The organism is Segeticoccus rhizosphaerae (assembly GCF_009192725.1).
Taxonomy (GTDB): Bacteria; Actinomycetota; Actinomycetes; order Actinomycetales; family Dermatophilaceae; genus Segeticoccus; species Segeticoccus rhizosphaerae.
Genome location: NZ_VOHR01000006.1, coordinates 1 through 23,658, shown reverse-complemented (window position 1 = coordinate 23,658; position 23,658 = coordinate 1). Strand labels below are relative to the sequence as shown.

Below are 23,658 nucleotides of genomic sequence, written 5' to 3'. Positions count from 1 at the left end.
CCGGGATGATGACACACCGAGAACGGTTGTGGGAGGGCGATCCGGGACCGGCACCGTGCCTGCGCCGAGGCAGGGGGTCTCACCGCCTCCCGGCAGGGAGGTCCATCACCTCACTGTCCAGGAGTCGCAGCGAGCGCAGCGCGGCGGACGTCCTCGGGAGCACCTGACGGGCATACCACCGGGCGGCGGCGGCGCGACCCGCGAGATCCCCGTCGGCGGGCTCTCCTGCGGCGGCGCACCTTTCGTCCGCGACCACGGCAGAGCGCAGCAACAGCCAGCCCACCACGACGTCGCCCACGGCCAGCAGCAGCGCCCGGGCGCCCAGTGCGGCCACCTGCGGATCCGAGTGCGCACGGTCCAGGCTCAACCCGGCCATCCGCGTGACGTCGTCGGCGCTGTCCCGCAGCAACCCGGCCTCCATCTGGAGGGCCCCGCTGTCGGCGAGCGAGTCGGCGAGGGCGGTGACCTCGGCGAGCAGCTCGCCCAGCGCCTTGCCCCGGTCGGGGGCCACCCGCCGCTGCAGCAGGTCCATGGACTGGATGCCGCTCGTCCCCTCGTAGATGCTGTCGATCTTCGTGTCACGGACGTATTGCTCGAGCGGGTGGTCCTCGAGGAACCCGGAGCCCCCGAACACTTGCAGGCACTCCGACCCGAGCACCTGCCAGGCGGTCTCCGCACACCACGTCTTGACCACGGGCAGCAGCAGGCGGTGGCGCACGACGGCGACATCGTCCGGGATACCCGACGCCTCGGCCACCTCCATCCGGTCGAAGAGGGTTGCGGTGTACAGCACCAGCGCGCGGGCACCCTCGGCGAAGGCCCGTTGGGACATCAGCGATCGACGCACGTCCGGATGCTCGACGATCGGGACCGGCTCCGGGCCCGCCGAATCGAAGGTGATCAGCGGCCGGCCCTGCACGCGCGTGCGCGCCTGCTCGAGCGCGCCCAGGTAACCGGTGGACAGCGCGGCGGCCGACTTGAGGCCGACCAGGAGACGGACGTAGGTGATGATCTCGAACATCTGCCGCAGCCCACGGTGCTCGTCACCGAGGAGCGTGCCCACCGCTGGTTCCCCGTCGCCGAAGGTGAGTCCGACCGTCGGTGTGGCCCGCACCCCCATCTTGTGCTCGAGCCCTGTGGCCATGACGCCATTGCGCCGTCCGACCTCACCGGTGTCCGGGTCGTAGTGGTGCGCGGGCACGACAAACAGCGACAGGCCCCTGCTGCCCGGACCGCCCGCGCCCTCGACGCCGACGGGCCGGGCCAGGACGAGGTGGACGATGTTGTCGGTCGCGTCGTGCTCGCCCCACGTGATGAAGTGCTTGGTGCCCTCGAGGTGCCAGGTGCCGTCGGGCTGTGGGAACGCCCGGGTCCGGGCCGCGCCCACGTCCGAACCGGCGTCCGGTTCGGTCAGGACCATGGTGACCGTCCACTGCCGTTCGAGGATCAGCTCGGCGAGCCGGCGCTGGGCTGGCGTACCAGCGGTGTCGAGGAGGCGGACCACCTGCGGGACCAGCTGGGTGCACATGCCGACGGCCGGGTTGGCACCCATCGCGAACTCCGTGGCGGCCCAGCGTAGGGAGGCGGGCACCCGCACCTCACACCTGCCCGGGGGAAGGTCCAGCCCGAGCCAGTCGGACGCGAGGTGCTCGCGCAGAGCAGTCGCCACCTCGCCCGGGATCGCGACCTCATGGGTGACGGGGTCGAGCACCGGTGGGCATCGATCCCCGACGACGAAGCTCGGCGCCAGCCGCTCGGTCGCGAAGCGCTCGGCCTGCTCGAGGACGTCCCTGGCGGCGTCGACGTCCACGTCCTCGAAGGGCGCCCGGCCGTAGGCGTCCGCAACCCCCAGCACGTCGAAGAGGAGAAACTCGCTGTGGTTCCGGTCGGTGCGATAGTGCGTCACGATCACTCCTGGTCGGTTGGTCCTGGGAGCTGGAGCGGGAGCTCCAGCCCGGCACGGCGCCGTCAGGCGTAGAAGCGGAAGACCGGCTGTGCCACACAGGCCGGCTTCTCGGAGCCCTCGATCTCCACGGTGGCGTCGAAGGTCAGCTGCCGGCCGCCACCGCCCACCTCGGTGACCTCGCGCACGACTGCGCCCAGGCGGATCCTCGACCCGACCTTCACCGGAGCGGGGAAGCGCACCTTGTTCAGGCCGTAGTTGAGCTTCGTGCCGACGCCCTCGACCTCGAGCAGCTCGGTGAACAGCGGGATCACCAGGGCCAGCGTGAGGTAGCCGTGCGCGATCGTGGTGCCGAAGGGGCCGCTCCGGGCCCGCTCGGGATCGACGTGGATCCACTGCGGGTCGTCGGTGGCGTCGGCGAAGGTGTTGACGCGGTCCTGAGTGACCTCCATCCACTCCGTGACGCCAAGATCCGATCCGACGAGGTCGGTCAGGTCGGCGAACTGCGTGTTCGTGGGCATGGCAGTACCTCTCATCGTGGGTGCAGCAGGGGGGAGGCCGTCAGGGCAGGCGCAGGACGCGGATCGCGTTCTCCTTGAGGACCTTCGGCTTGACCTCGGGCTTGATCTCGAGCTTGTCGAAGTCGGCCAGCCAGCGGTCGGGGTCGATCACGGGATAGTCGGAGCCGAAGAGGACCTTGCTGCGCAGCGGCCCGTTGATGGCACGGACCAGCTCCTGGGGAAAATACTTGGGCGACCACCCGGACAGGTCGATGGCCACGTTGGGCTTGTGCGTCGCGACCGAGATCGCCTCGCTCTGCCACGGCACCGACGGGTGCGCCATGATGATGGTCAGCTCCGGGAAGTCGGCGGCGACATCATCGAGCAGCATCGGGTCGGAGAAGCGCAGTTTGATGCCTCCGCCGCCGGGCATGCCGGCGCCGATGCCGGTCTGGCCCGTGTGGAAGATGGCCGGCAGTCCACGGGCAGCCAGGGCCTCGAACAGCGGGTATGCCGTGCCGTCGTTGGGCGCGAACTCCTGCAGACTCGGGTGAAACTTGAGTCCGCGGACACCGTGGTCGGCCACCAGCCGCTCCAGCTCGGCGACGCCGTCGGCGCCCTTGGCCGGGTCGATGCTGCCGAACGGGATCAGCACGTCGGGGTGCCGGGCCGCGCCGGCGGCGACCTCCTCGTTGGAGATCCGGCCGTGTCCCAGTGCCTTCTCGGCGTCGACCGTGAAGATCACCGCGGCGATCCGGCGCTCGCGGTACTTCTCGGCGATCTGGTCGATCGTCGGCGTCCGCTCCCCCGCCTTGAAGTACTTGGCCGAGGCGTCCAGGAAGGGCTGGGGCAACGCCGTGTGCCCGTGGTCATCGATCTCGACGTGGACGTGCGTGTCGATCGCGACGAGGTTCTCCAGGTCGAGGCTCATGTGGTCAGCCCTCCTTCTGCGCGGGGTCTTCGGGCAGCTGCTCGCCGACGGTCTGCAGGTGCGGGGCGAACGCGCCCGGCCACACCTTCGCGATGTCGTCGGCGTCCCAACCGCCGGCGTGGTACTCCTGCACGATCTGTTCGGGGTGGGAGTAGAGCGACAACCGGTCGCCGCCGATGCCGACGGCCTGCCCGGTCACGTCCGCCGCGTCGTCGGAGGCCAGGAAGGCGACCAGCCCGGCGACGTCCTCCGGTGAGCCGAAGGCCAGTTCCCGGCGCGCGAACGGTGGCAACGGCTCGCCGGCTGCCAGCGCCTCGACATACGGCTTGAGGAAGGGGACGGTCGCCGTCATGGCGGTCGCGGCGACCGGGACGACCGCGTTGGCGGTGATCCGGTCACGGGCGAGCTCCATGGCCCAGGTGCGGGCGAAGCCGACGATCCCGGCCTTGGCCGCCGAGTAGTTGGTCTGACCGAAGTTGCCGTACTGCCCGGCCGGCGAGCCGATGAGGATGATCCGGCCGCCCTCCCCCTGCTCCTTCATCTGCACGACGGCAGCGCGGGCACAGGTGAAGGTGCCGCGCAGGTGCACGCGGGTCACCAGGTCGAAGTCCTCGTCGGTCATCTTCCAGAGCACCTTGTCCCGCAGGACCCCTGCGTTCGACACCAGCACGTCCAGCCGGCCGAACGTCTCCACGGCGTGGTCCACCAGGGCCTGCGCGACCTCGGAGTCCCCCACCGCCGCAGTGACCGCCGAGGCCTTGCCGCCGTCCCGTCGGATGGCCTCCACGGCAGCCTCTGCCACCTCGGCGTCGACGTCGTTGACCACGACGGCCGCGCCGGATCCGGCCAGCCTCCTGGCGTAGGCCAGGCCCAGGCCACGGCCGCTCCCGGTGACGATCGCCACCTTGCCGGTCAGGTCCATCGGATTCTCCTCGCGTCGATGTCTGCTCTTGCAATGGTGCACTCGTTATAATTCACTATCATTGATGAAGTCAACAACCTAGGAGCGCCGATGTCCTCACCCGCCCTCTCTGTCGTGCCGGCGGCACTGGCCGACGACCTCGGATTCCTGCTCGCTCGTGCCTCGGCGACTGCGCTGAGGGCCACCAACGACGCCCTCCGCGACACCGGCCTGCGCTCCCGGCACTACGTCCTCCTCAAGCTCGCCGCCGAGGGGGACGGAGTGCCCCAGCGCAGGGTCGTGGACGATCTCGGCCTGGACCCGAGCGCCGTCGTCGTGCTCGTGGACGACCTCGAGCGGCGAGACCTCGTGGAGCGGGTGCAGGATCCCGGCGATCGCCGCACGCGGATCATCGCGATCACCTCCGCGGGACGCCGGCTGTTGCGACAGGCCCGTCCGTTGGCGGACACGACGATGGACACCCTTTTGCGCCACCTCGGGGCCGAGCAGCGTCAGGAGCTGGCCGCCCTGCTCGGCGAGATGCTCGAGGCGGCGGACCCGAAGTACCACTGAGCGCTGTCCTTTCCTCTCTGCGGAAGACTGCGATCCCATTTCTCGGGGCCGACCTACCGTGGAGGGACACACGTCCCGCTGCCGTCGGCGGCGTCGGCGCCACCCAGGAGGTCTGCGGCATGTCCATCAGCAACGTCACCTCGCCCGTACAGCTGCGCGCCGAGGAAGGCCCGGGCCAGCCGGTGCCGACACCGGAGCTCGAGGAGCTCTACCGCGGTTTCGAGCGCGAGCTGCTCGTGCCGTTGTGGACCGAGATCGGTGACCTCATGCCGCTGCACCCCCAGTCCAAGGCACGCCCGCACCTGTGGCGGTGGCGGCACCTGCTCGAGCTGGCGGACCGGGCCGGACAGCTCGTGCCGGTCGGACGCGGAGGCGAGCGTCGGGCGATCGCGCTGGCGAACCCCGGCCTCGGCGGCAAGCCCTACGCCACGCCGACCCTCTGGGCCGCCATCCAGTACCTCATGCCCGGGGAGGACGCCCCCGAGCACCGGCACACCCAGAACGCCTTCCGGTTCGTCGTCGAGGGTGAGGGCGTCTGGACGGTCGTCGGGCGCGACCCGGTCCCCATGAACCGCGGCGACTTCCTGCCCCAGGCGGGCTGGAACTGGCACGCGCACCACAACGCGACCGACCGGCCGATGGCGTGGATCGACGGACTGGACATCCCGTTCCAGTACGCGAACGAGAGCCAGTTCTTCGAGTTCGGCCGCGACGCGATCAGCGACGCGGAGAAGACCACGCCGCAGCGGTCCCGCTCGCAACGCCTCTGGGGACACCCGGGGCTGCGCCCGGTGTCACAGCCCGGTCCGCGACAGGGCAGTCCGCTGCTCGCCTACCGGTGGGCCGATACCGACGCCGCGCTGACCGACCAGCTCGAGCTGGACCACGAGGGATTCCCCGGCGTGGTGGAGCCCGGCCACGCCGCGGTCCGCTACACGAACCCGTCCGACGCCGGTGACGTGCTGCCCACGATCCGCACCGAGATGCACCGGGTCGCGCGCGGCACGCAGACCACGCCCACGCGCGAGGTCGGCTCGTCGGTCTACCAGGTCTTCGACGGGTCCGGTGTCGTGTCCGTGGGAGACAGCTCGTGGAGCGTCACGCGCGGTGACCTCTTCGTCGTGCCGTCCTGGCACAGCCTGTCGGTGAAGTCCGAGGCAGGAGGGTCCGACTCCGACTCCGGCGCCCTCGACCTGTTCCGGTTCAGCGACGCCCCGGTCTTCGAGAAGCTCGGTCTGCACCGCGTCGAGACGACCGCCTGAGTCGTCTGCCCGAGGGACCGCGCCGCGACGATGGAGCCCAGCTCAGTCGTCCCCGAGGTAGGAGCGGTAGACGCGGATCAGCGCCTCCTTCTGCGGTTGCCCGAGACGGGGGTCGTCGATGATCGCCTCCTCGACCCCCGGCCGAGTCGCGTCGTCGTCCTCCGGCAGCAGCCCGAGCTTGGCGTAGAGCGCCTTGGGCGCGAGCCCGAACGCGTCCGCGAGCGCCGTGACGACCTGTGCCGAAGGACGGTAGCGTCCTCGCTCGAGCTGGCTGAGGTAGGAGTCGGAGACGCCCGACAGCCTGGCCAGGTGCCGTTGCGAGACGCGGGCCAGTTGCCGCTGCGTCTTGACGAACTGACCGAAGGCCTTCAGCACCGGGTCGTCCGCCCCGTCGGGTGCGCTCATGGCGTGAGTGTAGACAGGCACAGGGTCACAGCAGCACGTCCACCGCCTGGATGGCCAGGCCCACGAGCGCGCCGACCACGGTGCCGTTGATCCGGATGAACTGCAGGTCCTTGCCAACGTGCAGCTCGATCCGCTCGGCGGCCTCCTTGCCGTCCCAGCGGTCGACGGTCTGCGAGATCACCGTGGCGATCTCGCCGCCGTAGGTCGTGACGAGGTGCCCGACCGCGTCGGCGAGGTGCGCGTCCACGCGAGTGCGCAGCCGGTCGTCGGAGACGAGCCGCTCCCCCAGCGACACCACCGCGCCGGACGCGCGCCGCCGCAGGATGCTGTCCGGCGTGTCCAGGGCGTCCACCACGACGGTGCGTATGGCGTCCCACACGGCCACGAGCCCGTCCGCCACTCCCGGGTGGGCCAGCATCCGCTCCTTGAACCGCTCCGCACGCCGACGCGTCGCGTCGTCGTGCTGCAGGTCGTCGCCCAGCTGGGCCAGCAGGGCGTCCAGCGCGTGCCGGGCCGGATGGGCGGGGTCGTCGCGCACGTCCGCGACCCACGCCACTGCCTCGTGGTGGACGCGTTCGACGACCTTGTCGTCCAGCCACTGCGGAGACCACCACGGTGCCCTGGCGGCAACGACGGCAGCCACCGTGTCGTAGTTGGCGCGCAGCCACTGGTGACCCTCGACCAGAGCCAGGTCGACCAGTCCGTGGTGGGCCCCGTCCACCACCACGGACTCGAGCAGGTGCCCGGCGACCGGGCTGAGCTGTTCCTCCCCCAGCCGCGGCAGGAGCGCCTCGTCCAGGAAGGAGCGCACCTCCTCGTCGCGCACCGACCGCAGCGCCCGGCCCAGCGGGGGCGCTGCCTCGGCCACCACCCGCTGGGCATTCGGCTCCCTGGAGAGCCAGCGGCCGATCCGGCGGGTCACGTCAGCCGAACCCAGTCGGCTCCTGGCATTCTCCTCGGTGAGGAAGTTCTCGGTGACGAAGGCCTCGAGACTCGCTCCCAGCGCGGCCTTGCGCTCCGGGATGATCGCGGTGTGCGGGACCGGCAGCCCCAGAGGGTGCCGGAAGAGGGCGGTCACCGCGAACCAGTCCGCGATGGCGCCCACCATCGCGGCCTCGGCGGCGGCGGCGACGAACCCCCAGCCTCCACCGCGCCCGCGTGTGAGCAGGAAAACCACCGCGGCGATGACGAGCAGCGACAGCGCCAGCAGTCGCATCCGTCGGAGCCCGCGGCGACGGGTCGTGTCCGTGGCCTCGGCCGTGAGCGTCATACGACGATCCTGCCCGGCCCGGCAGGACGCCGGTCAGTCGGCCGCGAGGTCCCGTTCGATGCGGCCAGCGGCGACGGTGAGTGCGCCGACCCACCGAGGCAGCTGCTCCGGCCCGAATCGTGCTGTGGGAACGGCCAGCCCGACAGAGGCGAGCGCCTCGCCCTCCGGACCACGCACCAACCTGCTCACGGCGGTGACCCCCTGCTCGGTCTGCTGGTCGTTGATCGCGAAGGACTGGCGGCGGATGTGTGCGAGCTCGGTGAGCAAGGCCTCGACCTCACCGGGGCGAAGCGGTGCCTGCGTGTGGTCCCCGGAGGCCTCCCCCAACCGGCTGCGCACCTCGTCGTCGCCCAGCGTGGCGAGCAGGACCTTGCCGCCGGACACCAGGTGGGCCGGCAGGGAGCGCCCCTCCCGGTCGCCCACCCGAAGGATCTGGGAGCACTCCACGGTCGCCGCGAACCGCGCCTGGACGCCGGCCAACACGATGAGGTTCGCGGTCTCCCTTGCCTGCTCGACGAGCTCACGCAGGTGCGGCAGTGCCACGTTGCGCAGCCGCCCGACATCGACGCTCGCCGACGGCGCGTCGCCCATGACCGGCCCTACCGCGTAGCGCTTGTCCGGGAGCTGCACGGCGAACGAGCGATAGACCAGCATGGCGAGCAACCGGTGCGCGGTCGAGCGTGCGATGCCGAGCCGCGCCGCCACCTCGGAGACGCCCAGGGGTCCTTCCTGCTGGAGCAGCACTGCAAGGCGCAGGGCGTGGTCGACGGACGCGACGGCATACTGCGGCTTGTTCCTCACAACAGAATTGTATATCCCACAAGACAGAACCGCGCCTAATGTGGTGCTCCATGAGCCCCCGCACACCAGGTGACCTGGCCGGCCGGATCGGTCAGCGCCGGGCGACCGGACCGCGGCCCCGCAACCAGCCCGCCCGCACCACCCACAAACCCCTGCACAATCTGCAGGTGGAAGGACGATCCTGATGAAGCTCGCCACGATCCGCACCACCGACGGCAACCTGGCGGTCCGCGTCGACAACGACCGCTGCGTCGGCCTCGGCGTGCCCGACGTCGGCGCCCTGCTCGCCCGGCCCGACTGGGAGCAGCTGGCTTCCGGTGACGGAGACGGCACGAGCCACCCCCTCGAGGGCGCCGACTTCGCGCCGGTCGTCCCTCGCCCGGGCAAGATCGTCTGCGTCGGCCTGAACTACCGCAACCACATCCTGGAGATGGGTCGCGAGCTCCCCGAGCACCCCACGCTGTTCGCGAAGTACCCCGAAGCGCTGATCGGGGCCGCCGACGACATCCAGCTTGCACCCGAGTCCGACCAGGTCGACTGGGAGGCCGAACTCGCGATCGTCATCGGCCGCCCGGTGCGGCGCGCGTCGGAGGACGAGGCAAGGGAGGCGATTGCCGGGTTCAGCGTGCTCAACGACGTGACGATGCGCGACTGGCAGTACCGCACCAAGATGTGGCTGCAGGGCAAGACGTTCGAGGGCAGCACTCCCTTCGGCCCGGTGCTGGTCACCCCCGACGAGCTGCCCGGGGGCACACGCCCCGCTCTGGACATCAGCGGACTCGTGGACGGCGAGAAGGTCCAGCACGCCAACACGTCCGACCTGGTCTTCGACCCGGTCACCCTCGTGCAGTACGTCTCCACGATCCTCACCCTGCAGCCTGGCGACGTCATCGCGTCCGGCACGCCCGGGGGCGTCGGTCACGCGCGCAAGCCCGCCCGATACCTCTCGCCGGGCGCGTCCCTGGTCACCGAGATCGAGTCGATCGGCCGGTTGGAGAACACCGCCGTGGCAGAGGGCGCGGCGTGACGAGCGAACACCACCGGCGGCTTGCCTCCTCCTGGGTCAGCTCGGGCACCGTGAACCTGCTGTCCGCCGTCCACGAGCTCTCCGACAGCGAGCTCGACGACGCGACAGCGCTGCCAGGCTGGACCCGGCGACACCTGTTGGCCCACCTGGCCTCCAATGCCGAGGCGTTGCAACGCCTTGCATCCTGGGCCGCCACCGGCGTGGAGTCACGGATGTACGCCTCGAGCGAGCAGCGCAACAAGGACATCGAGTCGGGCAGCCAGCGTCCGGCGGCCAGCCTGCGCGAGTGGGTGCGGTCCTCAGCGCACGGCCTGGCTGCAGACCTCGATTCGCTCGGCCAAGAGGCCTGGCAGGCCGAGGTGGTCACCGCCCAGGGCCGCACCGTGCCGGCGACCGAGATCCCCTGGATGCGGGCCCGCGAGGTCCTGGTGCACGGCGTCGACCTGGGCGCGGGCCTGACCTTCGCCGACCTGCCGCAGGACTTCCTCGTCGCCCTGCTGGACGACGTGACGGCCAAGCGCTCGAAGGCCGGCACCGGCCCCGCGCTGATCCTCCGGACGGACGGCGCCACCCTGCAGTGGACCGTGAGCGGCAGTGGTCAGCCGGTCGAGGTGACAGCGCCGCTGCCCGAGCTGGCGGCCTGGCTGTCGGGGCGACCTCACTCGATCAAGGCCACAGGGCTGCCGCAACTGCCCCCGTGGCTGTGACCACCACCACGAACCACTCTGCGAACGGATCGAAAGATGACCAATGACACCGCCCCCACCGCCGTCGACGTCGTCGTCGTCGGAGGAGGAATCGGAGGACTCGGCAACGCCCTGGCACTGACCCGGGCCGGGCAACGGGTGCGCGTGCTCGAGCGCGCCGACGAGTTCGGCGAGGTGGGTGCCGGCCTGCAGATGGCACCCAACGCCACTCGCATCCTGCGGGACTGGGGCGTCCTCGACCAGGTGATCGCCGAGGGCGTGCTGCCAAAGCACCTGGTCATGCGTGACGCCCTCGACGGCAGCGAGCTGACCCGGCTGGACCTCCAGCGCACCCAGGAGCGCTACGGCGCGCCCTACGTGGTCATCCACCGCAGCGACCTGCACCGCATCCTGCTCGATGCCTGCCGGGCGGCCGGCGTCGACCTGGTCACCAGCTGCGGGGTCAAGGACGTCGTCGACGTCGACGGCGGGGTGGAGGTGCACAGCCCGGGTCGCACCGACCACGCTCGCGTGGCGCTGGGCGCCGACGGTCTCGGCTCGTTGCTGCGCTCCCAGCTCAGCAACGACGAGCAGGTCAGCTCGGCCTACGTCGCCTACCGCGGCGCCGTGCCGGTCGAGGAGGTCGCCGAGCAGCAGGGTATCGCGATGACCGACGTCGTGGTCTACATCGGACCGCGCCGCCACCTCGTGCAGTACCCGTTGCGGCACGGCGAGATCTTCAACCAGGTGGCGGTCTTCGAGTCGCCCAAGGCCCTGCGCGGCGAGGAGGACTGGGGCACCCCGGACGAGCTCGACGCCGCCTTCGCCGGATCCTGCCCGGCAGTGCTGTCCGCGCTGCCCCGGCTCTGGCGGGACCGCTGGTGGCGGATGTACGACCGGGAGCCGATCACGAACTGGCGCCGAGGCAGCCTGGTGCTGACCGGGGACGCCGCGCACCCGATGCTGCAGTACCTCGCACAGGGTGCCTGCCAGGCGATCGAGGACGCCGGCGTGCTGGCCGGGCTGGTCTCCGGCGAGCACGCACGCTCCGGCCCCGGCTCCGGTCCCGACTGGGACGCCGCACTGGGCTCCTACGTCGAGCTGCGCCGGCCGCGCACTGCCGAGGTCCAGACGACCGCCCGCTGGTGGGGCAGCTTCTGGCACCGTGACGGCGCCGAGCGCGAGGCCCGCAACGAGGTCCTGCGGTCGCGCGAGGTGGACGACTACCAGCACCTCGACTGGCTCTACGCCGCGCGCTGACCGCCCACCCCCCAACCCCGACACCGGACCCCTCAGCCCAGCGGGGGGTCAGGCGTCCCGCAGCAGGGGGATCTGACCTCCCGCCAGGACCATCGCGACCTGCCGAGGCGACAGCCGGTGCCGCAGCTCGTAGGTCTTGCCGCTGCGTTCGTTCTTGGCCTGCATCCGGTCGCCCTGCGCCACGGCGTCGCGGACCCCGTCCAGCGCCAGGGTGTCACCCTGCTCGACGTCGTCGTAGTCGCCGGCCTCGGTGAACTCCAGCGCGAGGATGCCGAAGTTGGCGAGGTTCTGCCAGTGGATGCGGGCGAACGACTTGGCGATCACGACGCGCAGGCCGAGGTAGCGGGGCGCGATGACCGCGTGCTCACGGGACGAGCCCTGGCCGTAGTTCTCGCCCCCGACCACGAGGTGGCCGGTGCCGTCCTTGAGCGCGGCGACGCGCTCGGCATACTCCTCGTCCACCTGAGCGAAGGTGAACTCCGAGATCTTCTCGATGTTGCTGCGGTAGGGCAGGACTCGTGCTCCGGCCGGCAGGATCTCGTCGGTCGAGACGTTGTCGCCGACCTTGAGGCCGACCGGCGCCTCGATGTGGTCGGGCAGCTCGTCGAGCTCGGGCAGGCCGGAGATGTTCGGGCCCTTGACGAGCTCGACGCGTTGCGCCTCGTCCTCCGGCAGCGGCGACTCGAGCATTGCCGTGTTGACGCTCGAGGAGTCGGGCAGCTGCAGCTTCGGGTAGTCGATGTCGAGCAGGTCGGGCAGCTCACGCGGATCGGTGATCTTGCCGGTCAGGGCCGCCGCGGCAAGCGTCTCGGGTGAGCACAGCCACACCGCGTCCTCCCTGGTGCCCGACCGGCCCGGGAAGTTGCGCGGCATGGTGCGCAGGCTGTTGCGGCCGGTCGCCGGCGCCTGGCCCATGCCGATGCAGCCCATGCACCCGGACTGGTGGATCCGCGCACCAGCCTTGATCAGGTCGAACAGCCACCCACCCTTCGTGAGGTCCTCGAGGATCTGGCGCGAGCTCGGGTTGACGTCGAAGGAGAGCTCGGCCTCGGACTGGTGGTCGCGGACGATCTCGGCGACGATCGCGAAGTCGCGCAGCCCCGGGTTGGCCGAGGAGCCGAGCACGACCTGCGAAACCGGTTCTCCGGCAACCTCGCTCACCGGCACCACGTTGCCCGGCGAGGACGGCTTGGCGATGAGGGGCACGAGCGTGGACAGCTCGATCTCGTCCTCGACGTCGTAGGTCGCGTCCTCGTCGGCGAGGATCTCGGTCCAGTCCTCCTCGCGGCCCTCGCCACGCAGGAAGGTGCGCACGGCGTCGTCCGAGGGGAAGACGGAGGTGGTCGCGCCCAGCTCGGCGCCCATGTTGGCGATGACGTGGCGGTCCATCGCGGACAGACCTGCGAGTCCCGGCCCGTGGTATTCGATGATCCGGCCGACGCCGCCCTTGACTCCGTGCCGGCGCAGCATCTCGAGGATCACGTCCTTGGCCGAGACCCACGCCGGCAGCTCACCGGTCAGCCGCACGCCCCAGATCTCGGGCATCCGCAGGTAGAGCGGCTCACCGGCGATCGCCATGGCGACCTCGAGCCCACCGACCCCGATCGACAGCATGCCGATGGCGCCGGCTGCGCAGGTGTGTGAGTCCGACCCGGCCATCGTGGCGCCCGGCCTGCCGAACCGTTGCTGGTGCGTCGGGTGGGAGACGCCGTTGCCCGGCTTGGAGTACCACAGGCCGAAGCGCTGCGCCGCCGAGCGGAGGAACAGGTGGTCGTCGGGGTTGCGTGCGTCGGCCTGCAGCAGGTTGTGGTCGACGTACTGCACCGACACGTCGGTCTGGGCGCGGACCAGGTCCATCGCCTCGAGCTCGAGCATCACCATGGTGCCGGTGGCGTCCTGGGTGAGGGTCTGGTCGATCCGCAGTCCGATCTCGTCCCCAGGATTCATCTCCCCCGAGACCAGGTGGTCGCAGATCAGCTTCTGAGCCACGTTCATCGACACGGTGTGCCTCCCAAGGTGCAGCGGTGATCGGAACCCTTCTCGCCACCATACCCACGGGCCTCAGTCCAACACCGCCCGCAACCGGTCGCCATACTCCTTGGCTTCCACGTCATCGGCGTACTTCGTTCGAGGCCAGAAGAACCCGCGCAGCCCGTCACCCTTGGTGCGCGGCACCACGTGGACGTGGAGGTGCGGGACGCTCTGGCTCACCACGTTGTTGACGGCGACGAACGACCCCTGGGCGCCGAGCGTCCCGACCATCGCGGCCGCCACCCGTTGCACATCGTGCATCAGCGGGGCCATCAGCTCCGCCGGCAGCTGCGGCAGCGTCACCACGTGGTCGCGCGGCACCACCAGGGTGTGCCCCTTGAAGACCGGCCGCTTGTCGAGGAAGCCGACGACGTGCTCGCTGTCCAGCACGACCTGCGCCGCCACCTCACCGGCCACGATCTCGCAGAAGAGACAGCCGTCCCCACGGACGCTCACGAGATCAGCGAACGCGGGTCGTCGGGCACGTCGACCGCGTTGGCCTGCAGGGCCTCCAGTGGTATGACGTCCAGGGCGCGTTCGTGCGTCGAGGCCAGCACCACCGGTGGAGCCACCCCGTCCTGGAACGCTTCGAGCCAGCGCACCGCGACCACGCACCACCGGTCCCCCGGCTGCAGGCCGGGGAAGCCCAGCTCCACCCGCGGCGTCGACAGGTCGTTGCCGACCTGCATCTGCTGCACCAGGAACTCGGTGGTCACGACCGCGCAGACCGTGTGGCTGCCCAGGTCCTGCGGGCCGGAGCTGCAGCACCCGTCGCGGTAGAAGCCGGTCATCGGGTCGGTGCCGCATTCCTGCAGCTCGCCACCGAGGACGTTGCGCTCCGTCATGCCTTCCATGATGACGGCCCCTGCCTGGTGTGCGCACGCATCTCGCGGCGATCTGCCGACGTGGACGGCGTCATCGGCCCTCCTGGTCGCCCCGGAGCCTGTCGCGCAGCGCCTGGCGACGGGCCTGCTGCGCCTCCCTCTCACGGGCCTTGCGCTCGAAGTGGGCCTCGATCATCGTCCTGCTGATCACCCTGATCAGGAGCATCGCACCGGCAAGAGCGACGACCGCCACGACCAGGAAGATCCAGTCGCTCGTGTGCATGTGCTCGGGCGGCCTCTCGCTGATGGGTTCTCGCTCTTGTCAGCCTATCCTCGACCCACCGAGATGCGGCTGAGGTGGGAGCATGGCGGCATGACCTACTACCTGCTCGAGTACCGCTACGCAGACCCCGAGGCCCGCGCGCGGGTGCGCCCCGAGCACCTCGCCTACATGGGCTCGTTGCACGAGGCTGGCGCCGTCGTGCTGGCGGGCCCGACGGCGGATTCCCGGGGCGCCGTGGTGGTGCTCGACGTGGCCGACGAGTCCGCGGCGCGCGAGGTGCTCGCGGCCGACCCCTACACGCGAGAGGGCGTCTCGGCAGACGCCACGCTGCGCGAGTGGAACGTGGTCATCCCGGCGCCCGAGTGAACCCGGTTGCTCAGTCGGACGAGACGAGCAGCTGGTCCGCGACGAGGCGGACCCGCACCGGGGTGTGGACGGTCAGCCGGGCCGCCTCGGCCCCGTTCGCCTGCGAGAGCAGCTCGTGGCCGTCGGCCGTGCGGACCCGCACGTGGGTCACCGAGCCCAGGAAGCTCACCTGCAGCACCTCCGCGCTCCCGGCGTCGGAGGCCTCCACGACCAGCTGCTCGGGGCGCACCATCGCGATTCCCTCACCGGAGGTCACGGAGCGGTCGGTCACGCGGACCGTGGCGCCGAGAACCGACGCGCGCCCTGCCTCGACACGGCACGGGATCCGGTTCATCAGCCCCACGAAGGCGGCCACGAATGCCGTCGAGGGTGCGGTGTAGAGCTCCTCGGGCGGGGCGAGCTGCTCGAGCCTGCCCTGGTTCATCACCCCGACCCGGTCGGAGATGGACAGGGCCTCCTCCTGGTCGTGGGTGACGAAGAGGGTGGTCGTGCCCACCTCGAGCTGGACGCGCCGGATCTCGTCGCGCAGCTGGGCTCGCACCTTCGCGTCGAGCGCAGACAACGGCTCGTCCAGCAGCAACACCGCCGGCTGGATCGCGAGCGCCCGCGCCAGGGCGACCCGTTGCTGCTGCCCTCCGGACAGCTGGCTGGCGAAGCGGTCGGCCTGCGAGGCGAGGCCCACCAGCTCGAGCATCTGCCTGGCCCGGCCTGCCCGTTTGGACCGGTCGACGCGGCGCAGCTTCAGGCCGAACTCGACGTTTTGTTGCGCGGTGAGGTGCGGAAAGAGGCTGTAGGCCTGGAACACCATGCCCATGTCCCGCCGGTTGGCAGGCACATGGGTGACGTCCCGGTCGCCCACGACGACGCGGCCGCTGTCGGGGTCGTCCAGTCCGGCGACGAGACGCAGGGCGGTCGTCTTGCCACAACCGGACGGACCGAGCAGGGCGACCAGCTCACCGGGGCGCAGGGTCAGGTCCAGCCCGTCGAGGGCACGCACTCCGGAGAACTCCCGGTGCAGGCCCTCCAGCCGGACCTCCACCCCTTCCCGGGTCTCGAGGGCGGACGCGCTCATCCCTTCACTTCCTTCCCGGCGGGCGTGGTGACCGCCAGCGGCTCGATGGCGGTGGTGCGCCTGCCCTTGCGCCCGCGGCCGAGCAGGGACAGCAGGAGCAGCAGCACGAACCCGAAGATCAGCGCGGCCAGTGACGCCGACACCGAGACCTTCGCGTTGCTCTTGCCGAAGAACGCGATCACGACCTGCAGGTTGTCGTAGTGCAGCAGGGAGGCGAAGGTGAACTCACCCAGCACCAGGGCGACGGAGATGAACGCGGCCGACAGCAGCGCCGACACGATGTTGGGGACGACGACGCGCGCGATGACCGTGAACCACCCGGCACCAAGGCTTCGAGCCGCCTCCGACAGCGTCGTGAGGTCGATCGCGGACAGGCCGGCGTCGAGGGACCGGAAGGCGTAGGGCAGGACCAGCACGACATACGCGAAGGTCAGCGTGAGCGCGGAGCCGCCGAGGAAGTAGGTGACCCAGGCGTAGACGGGCGCGATGCCCACGACGATGACCAGCGCAGGGATGGTGAGCGGCAGCAGGCAGAGGAACTCGACCATCCGGGCGGCCCACTGCACCCGCAAGCGGACCCAGACCATGGTGGGGACGAGCAGGAGGACCATGCCGATGACGGTGAGCGCGGCCAGCTCGAGCGAGGTGATGATCGCGGCGGTCAGCTCCGGATCGTGCAGCAGGGCACCCCAGGCCTCTCCCGTGCGACCGCTGCCGGCTGTCCCACGCGTGCTGAAGTCGACCATCGAGACGAGGGGGATGAGGAAGAAGGCGCCCAGGACGACGAACGTCACGATCCGGAAGGCGCGCTGCCGGCGGGCACGGCGCTGGCGTGGCAGGGTCACCGCAGCCACCTCGAGGTGCGTCGGACCAGCAGCGCATAGCCGGTCATGACGATCGCCACGACCACGATCATCTCCAGCGCGAGGGCGTAGCCGAGATTCGCTCTCCCGAGCAGGATCTCGCTGGTCAGGGCCGAGCGGATGAACAGCGGCAGGATCGGGTTGCCCTGGCTGACCAGGGCCGCCGCCGTCGCGTAGGACGCGAAGGCGTTGGCGAACAGCAGCAGGGTCGAGCCCAGGAACGCCGGCAGCAGCAGCGGCCCGGCGACCTGACGCCAGTACTGCCAGGTCGAGGCCCCGAGGTTCTCGGCAGCCTCACGCCACTGCACCTTGATGCCGTCCAGCGCGGGCAGGAACACGATCACCATGAGCGGGATCTGGAAGTAGGAGTAGACCAGGATGATCCCCGGCACGTCGAAGAGCCACCCGCTGCCGTAGAGGTTCACGCCGACCGAGTCCTTGACCAAGGTGGTGACGGCACCGGAGAAGCCGAGCGTCGCGATGAACGCGAACGCGAGCATCACGCCACCGAACTGGGCCAGCACTCCGCACGCGCTGGTGACTGCGCGCCGCACGGCCCCGTCCGGTTTGCAGGTCACCACGGCATACGCCAGGAGGCCCCCGACGACGGCCCCGATGACGGCGGTGCTGGCGGACACCACGAGGCTCTGCCGCAGGGCGTGCAGGACCGGGCCGCTCCCGAGGGCGCGGACGTTGTCCAGTGTCGGCCTGCCGTCGTCCTGGAACGCGCCGACCACGACGATCACCGTCGGGATGAACAGGAACACCGTCAGGTAGCCGAGGAAGGGCACCATCCCCAGCGACGGCAGGGCTCGCCTCGCGGCTTTGATCAACTGGTGACCTTCGACCAGTTCTTGGACAGGTACTTCGCCGCCTTCTCGGTCTGGGCCTGGGTCGGTACGACGGGGCTGCCCTGGACCGGCGGCAGCTTCTTGAAGGCGGCCTTGTCGATCGTGCCCTTCTTGACCATGTCATCGGCGCGCACCGGGCGGGCGCCGCCGCCCAGGAAGAGGTTCTGCCCCTCGTCGGAGTAGAGGAACTCCTCCCAGAGCCGCGCCGCCGCCGGGTGCGGCGCGTCGGCGTTGATGGCCTGGTAGTAGTAGCCGCCGACGACGGCGTTCTTTGGCACCATGACCTTCCAGCTGGGCAGCTTGGCGGTCTCGGCGGCGTTGGTGTAGTCCCAGTCGATGACGACCGGGGTCTGGCCGGACTCGATGGTCGCGGGCGTCGGGTCGAGCGGCAGGAAGTTGCCCGCCTTCTTGAGCTTGACGAAGAAGTCGACGCCGGGCGCCACGTCGTCGGGGCTGCCGCCGTTCGCGACCGCGGCCATCACGACACCGCTGAAGGCGGCGCCGGCCTGGGTGGGGTCACCGTTGAGGGCGACACTGCCCTTGTAGGCCGGCTTGAGCAGGTCGGCCAGGCTCGTGACGTCGGGCACCTTGGAGGAGTCGTAGCCGATCGAGATGATGCCGCCGTAGTCGTTGACCCAGGTGCCCTTCGGGTCCTTGAACTGCTGGGGCACCGTGTCGAAGTTCGCCACCGTGTAGGGCGCGAACATGTCGGTGTTGACCAGTGCCACCGACTGACCGAGGTCGAAGACGTCGGGAGCCCGGTCGGTGCCCTTGAGCTGTTTGGCCGCGTTGATCTCGTCCTGGCTGGCGCCGTCGGGCTGGGCGGACTTGATCGTGATGCCGTACTTCTTCTCGAAGGCCTTGATGATCTTGCCGTAGTTGGCCCAGTCGGGGGGCAGGGCGATGACGTTGAGGGTGCCCTCCGCCTTCGCGGCCTTGACCAGCGCGTCCATACCGCCGAAGTCCTTGGCCGAGGTGGCCGTGGCCGCATCGGTGCCGCCGCTGGAGCTCTGGCTGCTGCTGTTCTTGCTCGGCGGCGAGCAAGCAGCCGCGGCAACTGCGGCCAACGCCAGGGTTGCGGTCAGCGTCACTGCTCTGGTGCACAACGTCTTCATTTTTGACCTCCGGGTGGGCCGTCCCGTGACGGCCCACGCCACACTTTAGGGGTGCCGACGCCGGCTGGAGGTCTCTCCACACCGATTCGGCATGTCATTGTGACCTTGTCGCGCCAGCTCGGCACTGGTGACGCGACAGCACCTGCAGACGATCGACGGGAGTGCTGATGTCCGACCTGTTCATCAACGGGGTATGGCGTGACGCCTCCGACCAGGGCACACGCACCATCGTGTGCCCTGCAGACGGCAGCACCGTCGGCACGGTCGACGAGGCCGCGGCGGAGGATGCAGGTGCCGCGGTCGCCGCCGCACGCGCCGCCTTCGACTCCGGGCCGTGGGTGGACACCCCCGGCCCTGACCGGGCTGCCCTGCTGCACCGCCTGGCAGACCGCCTGGCACAGGAGAAGGACGAGGTCGCGCGCCTCGAAGCGCTAGACACGGGAAAGCGATTCGTCGAGGCCCAGCTCGACATGGACGACGTCATCGCGGTGTTCCGCCACTTCGCGAGCCTGGTGCAGGTCGACGCCGGGCGAGTGGTGGACACCGGGGTCGCGGCCGTCTCCAGCCGGGTGGTGCACGAACCGGTCGGCGTGTGCGCCCTGATCACACCGTGGAACTACCCGTTGTTGCAGACGTCGTGGAAGGTCGCCCCGGCCCTCGCCGCAGGCAACACCTTCGTGCTCAAGCCCAGCGAGCTCACCCCGCACACGGCCATCTGGCTGGTGCGCACCCTCGCGGAGCTCGGGCTGCCGGAGGGCGTGGGGGGGCTCGTCCTCGGATCGGGTGCCACGGTCGGCGCGGCCCTCACCGAGCACCCGGGCGTCGACCTCGTGTCGTTCACCGGTGGCCTCGCGACGGGACGACGCATCATGGCGGCAGCGGCAGCCACCGTCAAGCGTGTGGCGCTCGAGCTCGGTGGCAAGAACCCCAACATCGTCTTCGCCGACGCCGACCTGCCCGCCGCGATCGACAACGCCCTGACCGCGGTCTTCCTCGACTCCGGCCAGGTGTGCTCGGCCGGGTCCCGGCTGGTCGTCGAGGAGTCGGTGCACGACCAGGTCGTAGCCGAGCTGGTCCGGCGGGCGCACGACATCCGGCTGGGTGGGCCGTTCGACGAGGACGCCGAGGCCGGCCCTTTGATCAGCGCCGAGCACCGCGACAAGGTGCAGTCGTACGTCGAGGCGGCCGTGGCCGAGGGCGCGCAGCTGCTCGTCGGCGGCGGACCACCTGCCGATCCCGCTCTGGCCCAGGGAAGCTACTTCCTGCCCACCGTCCTCGACCACTGCCACACCGGGATGCGGTGCGTCCAGGACGAGTCCTTCGGCCCGGTGCTGACCGTCGAGACCTTCTCCGGCGGCACCGCGGACGCGGCCGAGGACGCCGCGGTGGCGATCGCCAACGACACCATCTACGGCCTCGCCGGCGCGGTCTGGACCGAGAACGCGGGCCGGGCCGAACGGGTCGCCCGACGCCTGCGCCACGGCACCATCTGGATCAACGACTTCCATCCCTACGTGCCCCAGGCCGAGTGGGGCGGGTTCAAGCAGTCCGGGGTGGGGCGAGAGCTCGGGCTGGCCGGGCTCGAGGAGTATCGCGAGACCAAGCACATCTGGCACAACACCAGACCCGGCCCGGCCGGATGGTTCGAGGACCGAGCCACGAAGGAGGGGGACGCATGACCGAGCGGGCCTGGGACGTCGTGATCGTCGGGGGCGGCTCGGCGGGGTCCGCGCTGGCGAACCGGTTGAGCGCCGACCCGAGCACGTCCGTGCTGGTGCTCGAGGCCGGGCGCAGTGACTTCCGCGTCGACCCGTTCATCCACATGCCGGCCGCGTTGTCCTACCCGATCGGCAACCGGTTCTACGACTGGAGGTACGAGTCGGAGCCGGAGCCCTTCATGGGCGGTCGGCGGATCTACCACGCCCGGGGCAAGGTCCTCGGCGGCTCGAGCAGCATCAACGGGATGATCTTCCAGCGCGGCAACCCGCTCGACTTCGAGCGCTGGTCACGCGACGCGGGCATGGAGCAGTGGGACTACGCGCACTGTCTCCCCTACTTCAAGCGCATGGAGACGTGCCTCGCCGGTGCCGACGACTGGCGGGGCGGCTCCGGTCCCCTGGTGCTCGAACGCGGCCCCGCCGACTCGCCGTTGTTCGGCGCGTTCTTCGAGGCGGTCCAGGAGGCTGGCTACCCCCTCACCGACGACGTCAACGGTTACCGGCAGGAGGGTTTCGCCAAGTTCGACCGCAACGTGCACCGGGGGCGTCGCCTCAGCGCGGCCCGCGCCTACCTGCACCCCGTGCAGGGCCGCAAGAACCTCTCCATAGAGACGCTGGCGCAGGTCTCGGGGCTACGCACCCGGGGCAACCGGGTGACGGGAGTCGACTACGTCCGGGCCGGCAAGTGGCGCCGGACGGCGCGGGCCGCCGAGGTGATCCTCTGCGGCGGCGCGTTCAACTCCCCGCAGCTGCTGCAGCTCGCCGGCATCGGCAACGCGGAGGAGCTGCGAGCGCTCGGAATCGAGCCGGTGGCAGACCTGCCGGGAGTCGGCGAGAGCCTGCAGGACCACCTCGAGGTCTACATCCAGCACGCCAGCAAGCAGCCGGTCTCGATCGCTCCGTGGCTGAAGCACCGGCACAAGGCGCGGGTCGGCGCCGAGTGGATGCTCCTGCGCCGCGGGGTGGGTGCGAGCAACCACTTCGAGGCCGGAGGGTTCATCCGCAGCAACGACCGGGTCCGCTACCCCAACGAGATGTTCCACTTCCTGCCGATCGCCATCCGGTATGACGGGACGCGGCCGGCCGCCGAGCACGGCTACCAGGTGCACATCGGACCGATGTACTCCGACTGCCGCGGAAGCGTGAAGGTCACGAGCACCGACCCGTTCAGCCATCCGGCCGTGCGGTTCAACTACCTGTCGACCGAGGACGACCGGCGCGAGTGGGTCGAGATGGTCAGGGCAGCGCGCAACATCCTGGAGCAGCCCGCCTTTTCCGCCTTCAGCGCCGGTGAGATCTCACCCGGCCCCGCGGTGCGGACCGACCAGGAGATCCTGGACTGGGTCGCCCGGGACGCCGAGACCGCCTTGCACCCCTCGTGCACCGCCCGGATGGGCACCGATGAACGCAGCGTCGTCGACCCGCGCTCGATGCGCGTGCACGGTGTCGAGGGCCTGCGGGTGGTCGACGCGTCGGTGTTCCCCTACGTGCCCAACGGCAACATCTACGCCCCGGTCATGATGGTCGCGGAGAAGGCCGCCGACCTGATCCTCGGGACGACGCCGCTGCCGCCCGCGCAGGTGCCGTTCTACCGTCACGGCGAGGGCATGCCGCTCTACCCCGAGGGCGACCCGCGCAACCACGCGTGGAACGCGCGCACCGACCCGCCGAGCGCAGCCGGAGCCAACCCGGCGCCGGCGCGAGGTCAGCTGGGTGGGGTGTAGCGGCCGTCGATGGCGGTCCAGCCGCCGTCGACGAACAGTTGGCTGCCGGTGACGAAGCTCGAGGCGTCGGAGGCGAGGTAGACCACGGCGCCGGCGAGTTCCTCGGCGTGTGACCAGCGCCCGAGCGCGCTCTTGCTGGCGTAGGCCTCGGACCACTCCGGCACGGCCCGGATCTGGGCGGTCAGTGGCGTGTCCACGATGCCCGGGGCGATCGCGTTGAGGCGGACGCCGTCCGGGCCGAGCTCGGCGGCCGCGGTGCGCAGCAGCTGCACCAGACCGGCCTTGGTCGCGGCGTAGACGCCCTGACCCGGTTCGACCGCGACCGCGCGGATGGAGCTGAACCCGATGATGCTGCCCCGGCCCCGCTGCGCCATGCCCGCACCGAAGGCCCGCACCAGATCGAACGACGCGCGCAGGTTGAGCGAGACCACCCGGTCGAACTCCTCGGCCGTGTAGTCCAGCAGCCGCTTGCGCACGTTGGTCGCGGCGGTGAACACGAGCACGTCGACCGGGCCGAGCTCGTCCGCCGCGCGCGAGACCGCCTCGGAGTCCAGGACATCCAGCTCATATGCCGTGTCCCCGCCACCGGCGGCGACGGTCTCCTTCGCGGCCGTCAGGTCCCGGTCGGCGCACACCACCTGCGCCCCGTGCGCGGAAAGCGCCAACGCGCTCTCCCGACCGATGCCGCTCCCCGCGCCGACCACCACCGCGCGCCGCCCGTCGAGCCGGAACAGCCTGCTGTAGTCCACCCGGCCGGGAGCCTGCTCGACCGTCGTGCCGTCGGTCGCCGGGTGCCCCGCCTGTTCATTCGTCGTCTGCTGGTCCACGCCTCAGCCCCTCCTCGTGCTCGTCGTGCTGGTGGATGGCCGGATGACCGCCATCCGGGTCACCGTCAGCTCCTCGATCGCGAACCGCGGTCCCTCCCGGCCCGCGCCGGAGTCCTTCACCCCGCCATAGGGCATCACGTCCGAACGGAACCCGGGCACCTCGTTGACGATCACCCCGCCCGCCTCGATCCGGTCCACCGCCTCGAACGCCGTCTCCAGCGACGCGGTGAACACACTCGCGTGCAACCCGTAGCGGGAGTGGTTGACCACCTCGAACGCCGCGTCCAGGTCCGGCACCGACCGCACCGCGACCACCGGCCCGAAGATCTCCTCGTCCCACGCCGACACGCCATCGGGCACGTCCAGCAACACGGTGGGCTCGACCACCCCGCCGCTGGCCGTGCCGCCGGCCACCAACCGGGCACCGGCCGCCACCGCGGCCTCCACCCACGCCACGACCCGGTC

At 70.6% G+C, this 23,658-nt stretch carries 25 protein-coding genes; 8 read left to right on the top strand and 17 right to left on the bottom strand.

Going from position 1 to position 23,658, the window contains the following annotated elements:
• Positions 1–79: 79 nt before the first annotated feature.
• From FRW57_RS01275 to FRW57_RS01260, 4 genes are all read right to left on the bottom strand, one after another.
• Positions 80–1,906: an acyl-CoA dehydrogenase family protein gene (locus tag FRW57_RS01275; protein WP_152185071.1), complete on the bottom strand. Its 1,827-nt coding sequence runs from the start codon at positions 1,904–1,906 to the stop codon at positions 80–82.
• 62 nt (positions 1,907–1,968) lie between these two features.
• The gene (locus FRW57_RS01270; RefSeq protein ID WP_137120101.1) at positions 1,969–2,424 is read right to left on the bottom strand and encodes a MaoC family dehydratase; all 456 of its coding nucleotides are present in this window, start codon (positions 2,422–2,424) and stop codon (positions 1,969–1,971) included.
• Positions 2,425–2,464: 40 nt separating this feature from the next.
• Positions 2,465–3,334, bottom strand: coding sequence for an amidohydrolase family protein (locus FRW57_RS01265; RefSeq protein ID WP_152185070.1), 870 nt, complete (start codon positions 3,332–3,334; stop codon positions 2,465–2,467).
• A 4-nt stretch (positions 3,335–3,338) separates the two neighbouring features.
• Complete coding sequence (locus tag FRW57_RS01260; RefSeq protein ID WP_152185069.1) at positions 3,339–4,256, bottom strand: SDR family NAD(P)-dependent oxidoreductase; 918 nt, start codon at positions 4,254–4,256, stop codon at positions 3,339–3,341.
• 90 nt (positions 4,257–4,346) lie between these two features.
• Here FRW57_RS01260 and FRW57_RS01255 point away from each other — a divergent pair, with 90 nt between their 5' ends.
• Positions 4,347–4,808, top strand: a complete 462-nt coding sequence (locus tag FRW57_RS01255; protein ID WP_202911371.1) for a MarR family winged helix-turn-helix transcriptional regulator — start codon at positions 4,347–4,349, stop codon at positions 4,806–4,808.
• A gap of 119 nt (positions 4,809–4,927) precedes the next feature.
• Positions 4,928–6,070, top strand: coding sequence for a cupin domain-containing protein (locus tag FRW57_RS01250; RefSeq protein ID WP_137120098.1), 1,143 nt, complete (start codon positions 4,928–4,930; stop codon positions 6,068–6,070).
• A 42-nt stretch (positions 6,071–6,112) separates the two neighbouring features.
• On the opposite strand, the gene FRW57_RS01245 is transcribed toward FRW57_RS01250, so the two are convergent.
• Genes FRW57_RS01245 through FRW57_RS01235 form a run of 3 tightly spaced genes read right to left on the bottom strand, consistent with a single transcriptional unit; the run spans position 6,113 to position 8,546 of the window.
• Complete coding sequence (locus FRW57_RS01245; protein ID WP_137120097.1) at positions 6,113–6,475, bottom strand: helix-turn-helix domain-containing protein; 363 nt, start codon at positions 6,473–6,475, stop codon at positions 6,113–6,115.
• Positions 6,476–6,500: 25 nt separating this feature from the next.
• Complete coding sequence (locus FRW57_RS01240) at positions 6,501–7,745, bottom strand: DUF445 domain-containing protein (protein ID WP_238384484.1); 1,245 nt, start codon at positions 7,743–7,745, stop codon at positions 6,501–6,503.
• 33 nt (positions 7,746–7,778) lie between these two features.
• The gene (locus tag FRW57_RS01235; RefSeq protein WP_137120096.1) at positions 7,779–8,546 is read right to left on the bottom strand and encodes an IclR family transcriptional regulator; all 768 of its coding nucleotides are present in this window, start codon (positions 8,544–8,546) and stop codon (positions 7,779–7,781) included.
• Positions 8,547–8,730: 184 nt separating this feature from the next.
• Here FRW57_RS01235 and FRW57_RS01230 point away from each other — a divergent pair, with 184 nt between their 5' ends.
• From FRW57_RS01230 to FRW57_RS01220, 3 genes are read left to right on the top strand one after another with little or no spacing between them, the layout of a single operon-like run.
• A complete protein-coding gene (locus FRW57_RS01230; RefSeq protein WP_152185068.1) occupies positions 8,731–9,573 on the top strand; it encodes a fumarylacetoacetate hydrolase family protein in 843 nt (280 codons plus the stop codon).
• Positions 9,570–10,280: a maleylpyruvate isomerase family mycothiol-dependent enzyme gene (locus FRW57_RS01225; protein WP_137120094.1), complete on the top strand. Its 711-nt coding sequence runs from the start codon at positions 9,570–9,572 to the stop codon at positions 10,278–10,280. Before FRW57_RS01230 ends, FRW57_RS01225 begins: the two co-directional genes overlap by 4 nt.
• A 36-nt stretch (positions 10,281–10,316) precedes the next feature.
• On the top strand, positions 10,317–11,519 hold the full coding sequence (locus tag FRW57_RS01220; RefSeq protein ID WP_137120093.1) for an FAD-dependent monooxygenase: 1,203 nt from the start codon (positions 10,317–10,319) through the stop codon (positions 11,517–11,519).
• Between the two features lie 48 nt (positions 11,520–11,567).
• Here FRW57_RS01220 and FRW57_RS01215 read toward each other — a convergent pair whose 3' ends face one another.
• The 4 genes from FRW57_RS01215 to FRW57_RS22890 form a co-directional block, all read right to left on the bottom strand.
• Complete coding sequence (locus FRW57_RS01215) at positions 11,568–13,520, bottom strand: aconitate hydratase (protein ID WP_137120092.1); 1,953 nt, start codon at positions 13,518–13,520, stop codon at positions 11,568–11,570.
• Positions 13,521–13,580: 60 nt separating this feature from the next.
• Complete coding sequence (locus FRW57_RS01210; RefSeq protein WP_137120091.1) at positions 13,581–14,006, bottom strand: HIT family protein; 426 nt, start codon at positions 14,004–14,006, stop codon at positions 13,581–13,583.
• Positions 14,003–14,395: a DUF2237 family protein gene (locus tag FRW57_RS01205; RefSeq protein WP_137120090.1), complete on the bottom strand. Its 393-nt coding sequence runs from the start codon at positions 14,393–14,395 to the stop codon at positions 14,003–14,005. Before FRW57_RS01205 ends, FRW57_RS01210 begins: the two co-directional genes overlap by 4 nt.
• Before the next feature lie 70 nt (positions 14,396–14,465).
• Positions 14,466–14,657 carry a hypothetical protein gene (locus tag FRW57_RS22890; RefSeq protein WP_162308118.1) on the bottom strand — a complete coding sequence of 64 codons (192 nt, stop codon included), beginning with the start codon at positions 14,655–14,657 and terminating at the stop codon, positions 14,466–14,468.
• Between the two features lie 90 nt (positions 14,658–14,747).
• Here FRW57_RS22890 and FRW57_RS22885 point away from each other — a divergent pair, with 90 nt between their 5' ends.
• The gene (locus FRW57_RS22885; RefSeq protein ID WP_162308117.1) at positions 14,748–15,023 is read left to right on the top strand and encodes a YciI family protein; all 276 of its coding nucleotides are present in this window, start codon (positions 14,748–14,750) and stop codon (positions 15,021–15,023) included.
• A gap of 10 nt (positions 15,024–15,033) precedes the next feature.
• Here FRW57_RS22885 and FRW57_RS01195 read toward each other — a convergent pair whose 3' ends face one another.
• The 4 genes from FRW57_RS01195 to FRW57_RS01180 are packed head-to-tail and all read right to left on the bottom strand — an operon-like array spanning position 15,034 to position 18,924.
• Complete coding sequence (locus FRW57_RS01195; RefSeq protein WP_137120088.1) at positions 15,034–16,095, bottom strand: ABC transporter ATP-binding protein; 1,062 nt, start codon at positions 16,093–16,095, stop codon at positions 15,034–15,036.
• Positions 16,092–16,940, bottom strand: coding sequence for an ABC transporter permease (locus FRW57_RS01190; protein WP_238384483.1), 849 nt, complete (start codon positions 16,938–16,940; stop codon positions 16,092–16,094). The genes FRW57_RS01195 and FRW57_RS01190 overlap by 4 nt, the downstream gene beginning before the upstream one ends.
• The gene (locus FRW57_RS01185) at positions 16,937–17,791 is read right to left on the bottom strand and encodes an ABC transporter permease (RefSeq protein WP_238384482.1); all 855 of its coding nucleotides are present in this window, start codon (positions 17,789–17,791) and stop codon (positions 16,937–16,939) included. The genes FRW57_RS01190 and FRW57_RS01185 overlap by 4 nt, the downstream gene beginning before the upstream one ends.
• Positions 17,788–18,924 carry an ABC transporter substrate-binding protein gene (locus FRW57_RS01180; protein WP_137120087.1) on the bottom strand — a complete coding sequence of 379 codons (1,137 nt, stop codon included), beginning with the start codon at positions 18,922–18,924 and terminating at the stop codon, positions 17,788–17,790. Before FRW57_RS01180 ends, FRW57_RS01185 begins: the two co-directional genes overlap by 4 nt.
• Before the next feature lie 167 nt (positions 18,925–19,091).
• On the opposite strand from FRW57_RS01180, the gene FRW57_RS01175 reads away from it, so the two are divergent.
• On the top strand, positions 19,092–20,603 hold the full coding sequence (locus FRW57_RS01175) for an aldehyde dehydrogenase family protein (protein ID WP_137120086.1): 1,512 nt from the start codon (positions 19,092–19,094) through the stop codon (positions 20,601–20,603).
• Positions 20,600–22,366, top strand: a complete 1,767-nt coding sequence (gene betA / locus FRW57_RS01170; RefSeq protein WP_137120085.1) for a choline dehydrogenase — start codon at positions 20,600–20,602, stop codon at positions 22,364–22,366. The genes FRW57_RS01175 and betA overlap by 4 nt, the downstream gene beginning before the upstream one ends.
• On the opposite strand, the gene FRW57_RS01165 is transcribed toward betA, so the two are convergent.
• Positions 22,348–23,115 (bottom strand): SDR family NAD(P)-dependent oxidoreductase, encoded by a 768-nt coding sequence (locus FRW57_RS01165; protein ID WP_137120262.1) that lies wholly within the window; start codon positions 23,113–23,115, stop codon positions 22,348–22,350. The genes betA and FRW57_RS01165 overlap by 19 nt on opposite strands.
• 81 nt (positions 23,116–23,196) lie before the next feature.
• A partial coding sequence (locus FRW57_RS01160; protein WP_152185067.1) for an aldehyde dehydrogenase family protein occupies positions 23,197–23,658 on the bottom strand: 462 nt, incomplete at its 5' end.